This window comes from Marinilabilia sp. (genome assembly GCF_016278715.1).
In the GTDB taxonomy this organism is placed as follows: Bacteria; Bacteroidota; Bacteroidia; order Bacteroidales; family Marinilabiliaceae; genus Marinilabilia.
In genome coordinates this window covers 1-3,764 of record NZ_JADQBH010000020.1, presented here as the reverse complement: position 1 = coordinate 3,764, position 3,764 = coordinate 1, and the positions used below count along the sequence as shown (strand labels likewise).

6 protein-coding genes are annotated in these 3,764 nt (G+C 37.8%); 2 read left to right on the top strand and 4 right to left on the bottom strand.

All coding sequences use genetic code 11. The features are described from left to right. Positions 1-245: 245 nt before the first annotated feature. Positions 246-629, bottom strand: a complete 384-nt coding sequence (locus QZZ43_RS01315; protein ID WP_291855344.1) for a hypothetical protein — start codon at positions 627-629, stop codon at positions 246-248. A 55-nt stretch (positions 630-684) separates the two neighbouring features. Between QZZ43_RS01315 and QZZ43_RS01310 the strand changes: the two genes are divergently transcribed. Beyond that, positions 685-864: a hypothetical protein gene (locus QZZ43_RS01310; protein WP_291855341.1), complete on the top strand. Its 180-nt coding sequence runs from the start codon at positions 685-687 to the stop codon at positions 862-864. A gap of 262 nt (positions 865-1,126) precedes the next feature. Here the strand turns inward: QZZ43_RS01310 and QZZ43_RS01305 are convergent, their stop codons facing one another. Beyond that, on the bottom strand, positions 1,127-1,420 hold the full coding sequence (locus tag QZZ43_RS01305) for a hypothetical protein (protein ID WP_291855338.1): 294 nt from the start codon (positions 1,418-1,420) through the stop codon (positions 1,127-1,129). Positions 1,421-1,565: 145 nt separating this feature from the next. Between QZZ43_RS01305 and QZZ43_RS01300 the strand changes: the two genes are divergently transcribed. Then, a complete protein-coding gene (locus QZZ43_RS01300; protein ID WP_291855336.1) occupies positions 1,566-1,751 on the top strand; it encodes a hypothetical protein in 186 nt (61 codons plus the stop codon). A gap of 36 nt (positions 1,752-1,787) precedes the next feature. On the opposite strand, the gene QZZ43_RS01295 is transcribed toward QZZ43_RS01300, so the two are convergent. Together QZZ43_RS01295 and QZZ43_RS01290 are read right to left on the bottom strand one after the other, a co-directional pair. After that, positions 1,788-2,300: a hypothetical protein gene (locus tag QZZ43_RS01295; protein ID WP_291855333.1), complete on the bottom strand. Its 513-nt coding sequence runs from the start codon at positions 2,298-2,300 to the stop codon at positions 1,788-1,790. Positions 2,301-2,305: 5 nt separating this feature from the next. Next, complete coding sequence (locus QZZ43_RS01290; RefSeq protein WP_291855330.1) at positions 2,306-3,427, bottom strand: RHS repeat domain-containing protein; 1,122 nt, start codon at positions 3,425-3,427, stop codon at positions 2,306-2,308. Between the last annotated feature and the right edge of the window lie 337 nt (positions 3,428-3,764).

Sequence of the window (3,764 nt, the reverse complement as noted above, 5' to 3'; positions counted from 1 at the left end):
CAGGTCGTTACAAAGTTAAAATGGGGGGCAATGCTCCGTTTTTCAACCGATTTTCTTCCAGCCGAGAATCACTGGGGGGCAATGCTCCGTTTTTTTGACACTTTTTGGGCCATTTTTTAGACCTTGGCTAAGCCGTTTTTTGGGTGGGTATGCTCCGTTTTATCCACCTCAAGTTACCGCTTAGATCGGTCATAGCATGTACGTTGACGCTTGGTTTACCAGGAATGGCAGTTACAAACTGCCGGTTAAAATTCGACGTAATTACAAATTACGCCGAGCGGGGGGGCCCCGTAATCGTACCAATCCAACTGTCCATTCCCTATCGCATCATCCTGCAGCTCTTTGCCATTGTATTTGTACAAGTTTTTCTGACCGGAGCCATAGAGCGCCATATTCATGGACATTCCAAATGGATAGTAGTCGGTTTGATCCAGAATCTTTTTTGTTTCATCGCCTTTCACAACCATTCTCACATTACCCAGGTGGTCTTTCAAATTGTATTGATAACCCCCATCTTCCTCACTTACCTGATACTTGCCTTCGGCATGCAAAATGTATTCTAAGTTGGAGCCTTTGAAGATAAATAAACCAGCATAATAAGTCTCCTCTCCTCCTGGAGCTCGTTTCATCAGTTTTTGCCCGTTGGCATCGTAAATATAGAAAATTAGTGGTAAATAATTTAATATGTGGCAGTTAAAAAAATACTGGTTTATGTGCGGTAAAGTTGAAAACTTCGACGAGCAGAAGGGCAGTTTAGAACAAAGGCCGGACGGGCTGGAACTAAACTTGCCGATGAGTGATGACGAACACCGCTTTTCCGGGTCGGTGCGGCGGGATTATAAGCTTAGTTTTTTAAAGTCCTGATTATTATTCCAGAAACGTAAAAACTCGATATTTCTTCTATCTATTATTCTGTAAAACAAAGTAATCTGCTTGCAAATTACGCAACGCTTAATTCCTGGCATATCAGTATTCTGGAAATCAACATTCCCTTTTTTTAAGATAAATTCTGTCTCATCAACTACATCAATAAATTCCTGGGCTTCTTTTTCTGACCAGTCACGCAACAAGTAATCAATGTTATCATAATAATCAAGCCTGGCAATTTAATTCCAATGTACTGTTCTCATTTAAATTTTAAATTTGGATATTTGCCTCTGGCTTCTTCCATTACCTGTTCATGAGTATAGGTCTCCCCTTTCTTACTTGCTTCTAATGCTTCATTGACAGCCGCTTTCTCATCTCTTGACAACTCATAAGGCGAGCTGGCATTTAATAATGCTACAAACTGATTGTAAACTTTTTCAAGGTCAGATTCCTTTAAGTTATCTATCTTTCTGAACAAATCCAGTTTTATTTCTGCTGCATTCATAATCGCAAAGTTTTTATCCTTTACAAAGTTAACGATAAAATTGGTCATATGGTTTTCTATTTTAATGGATGATACTTTTCAAGTTTGCTTTGAAGTTCATACAAATTATTCAGCTGGTAACGTTCGGCTCTGCTTACATATTTTTGGCCGGCCATGTTTTGGGCGTACACCTTCGGTAGAGATTGCCCGTAAAATGGCACAGGCTCTTGGTGTGTCACTGGATTATCTGGTAGGTAATACCGAGTTTCTGCTTGATACCGATGTCATCAAGAAAATTCAGGAAATTCAAAAACTTCCGCAGGAAGATAGGAACCACCTTTTCTATGTAGTGGACAATATTTTGCAAAATGTGAGAGCGAAACAGGCTTTTGCGGGGTAATAAAAAAACCCGGACTTGCCGGGTTTTCGTTTTATTTTAGTCAAAGTCAATTTTAACCTTAAGAACCTCTTTTATTTCCCTGCCATTTTCAGCAAAAACAAAACAATACCTTATTGCAGAGTTAAATGCTACAGCCTTTTTATAATCACTCTCTTTTCTTATATTCTCAACTAAATCTGCAAGTAAAATATTACCTCTTGGCCTTGAAAAGAAAACAACATACTTGCAGTCATTCAAATTGTTATAACTAAAAGTGCTGTCATATGCAGAAAAATTATTATTTAAGTCTTCTTTCAACAAATACTCTAATAGCTGTTTCTTACTTTCAAATGTAGGATAGATATTTCTCTCATATAATTTATCACCTAAAAATAAAATCTCTAGCGGTACAATCTGATTTGCTACACTGACGCAGTTTCCCGCTTTAATCGTATCTGTATTTATATAATCAAATGCAGCAACATACTTATCATCTTGCTCTTTTTCAGCCTGAGAATAGCCACACATTGTTAAAAGTATTATTAAACTAATTATTCCAATTCTAGTCATGGTGTTTAAAATTTAATATATCCTTTCCCTGCTAATTGCGGAACAAAGCCAGCATTCATAACACCTTTTGTTTGCGTGCTCATTGGCATATAATAATTACCACTTAAGTGCTTTGGTATGTAAGATGTTCTTGTTCCATAACTAGCACCAAGCTGTGAACGAATAACATTCATCTTTTGCACTGTAGACCCAACAACTCCAAAAGTGGTTTTCTCTACATTACTGTGTCCAAGTCCACTTCCCAGCTTAGAATGGTCTAATTCATGTAAAAAGGTCATTCCATATCCCATTGTTCTAGAGTCTAAATCTGAGGAAGTCCCAGCTATAAAATTGTCTATCTGGTCAGGGTCAATTCCAATTTGCAACCCATTATTTACAGACTTTGAGCCAGAACCTTTTGTCACACTAACATTTAACATATCAGGATTGTCAATCGCAGATATCAACATATCTCTTGCATCCTTACTACCAACAAGGTTGCCATCCTTATCCTTTGCAATTATTGGATTTCCATCTTTATCAACTTTATATGCTAACTTCCCATCTTGTAATTCAAGACTCAAACCAGTTTGGGCTTTATTATCATCGATTATATTATTTGTAACATTTGTCCCTAATGCTTTGTCTGCCATAACTGCAAGAGAAAAATCTATACTATCTCCATTTACATCAATAAAACTAATTGGATTGTTAGCCGCATATTGGTATGGTGTAAAGTCATAATATTTCTCAGCAAACGCATCTTGCACATGGAATCTCCCCAACGCAGGGTCATACATTCTGGCCCCGTAATCATACCAATCCAACTCACCATTCCCGATTTTATCATCCTGCAGCTCTTTGCCGTTGTATTTGTACAAGTTTTTCTGACCGGAGCCATAGAGCGCCATATTCATGGACATTCCAAATGGATAGTAGTCGGTTTGATCCAGAATCTTTTTTGTTTCATCGCCTTTCACAACCATTCTCACATTACCCAGGTGGTCTTTCAAATTGTATTGATAACCCCCATCTTCCTCACTTACCTGATACTTGCCTTCGGCATGCAAAATGTATTCTAAGTTGGAGCCTTTGAAGATAAATAAACCAGCATAATAAGTCTCCTCTCCTCCTGGAGCTCGTTTCATCAGTTTTTGCCCGTTGGCATCGTAAATATAAACATAATAGTGGTAAACAATTTAATTTGTGGTAGTTAAAAACTACTGTTTTGTGCGGTGAAGTTGGAAACTTCGTAAGGCAGAGCGATTACTATAGCAAATGCCCTGCCCCATTCCCGGGCATTTCTATTTGGTATAAGTTTTATCATTTCCAATCACGCTTGCCTTTCGGCAATGGCAGTTACAAACTGTCGATTAAAATTCGACGTAATTACAAATTACGCCGAGCACAAGGAAAGATTTGTAAAAGGAGATATCGTTGTAATACCGTTCCCTTATTCTGATTTATCAAGTTCAAAGAAAAGAC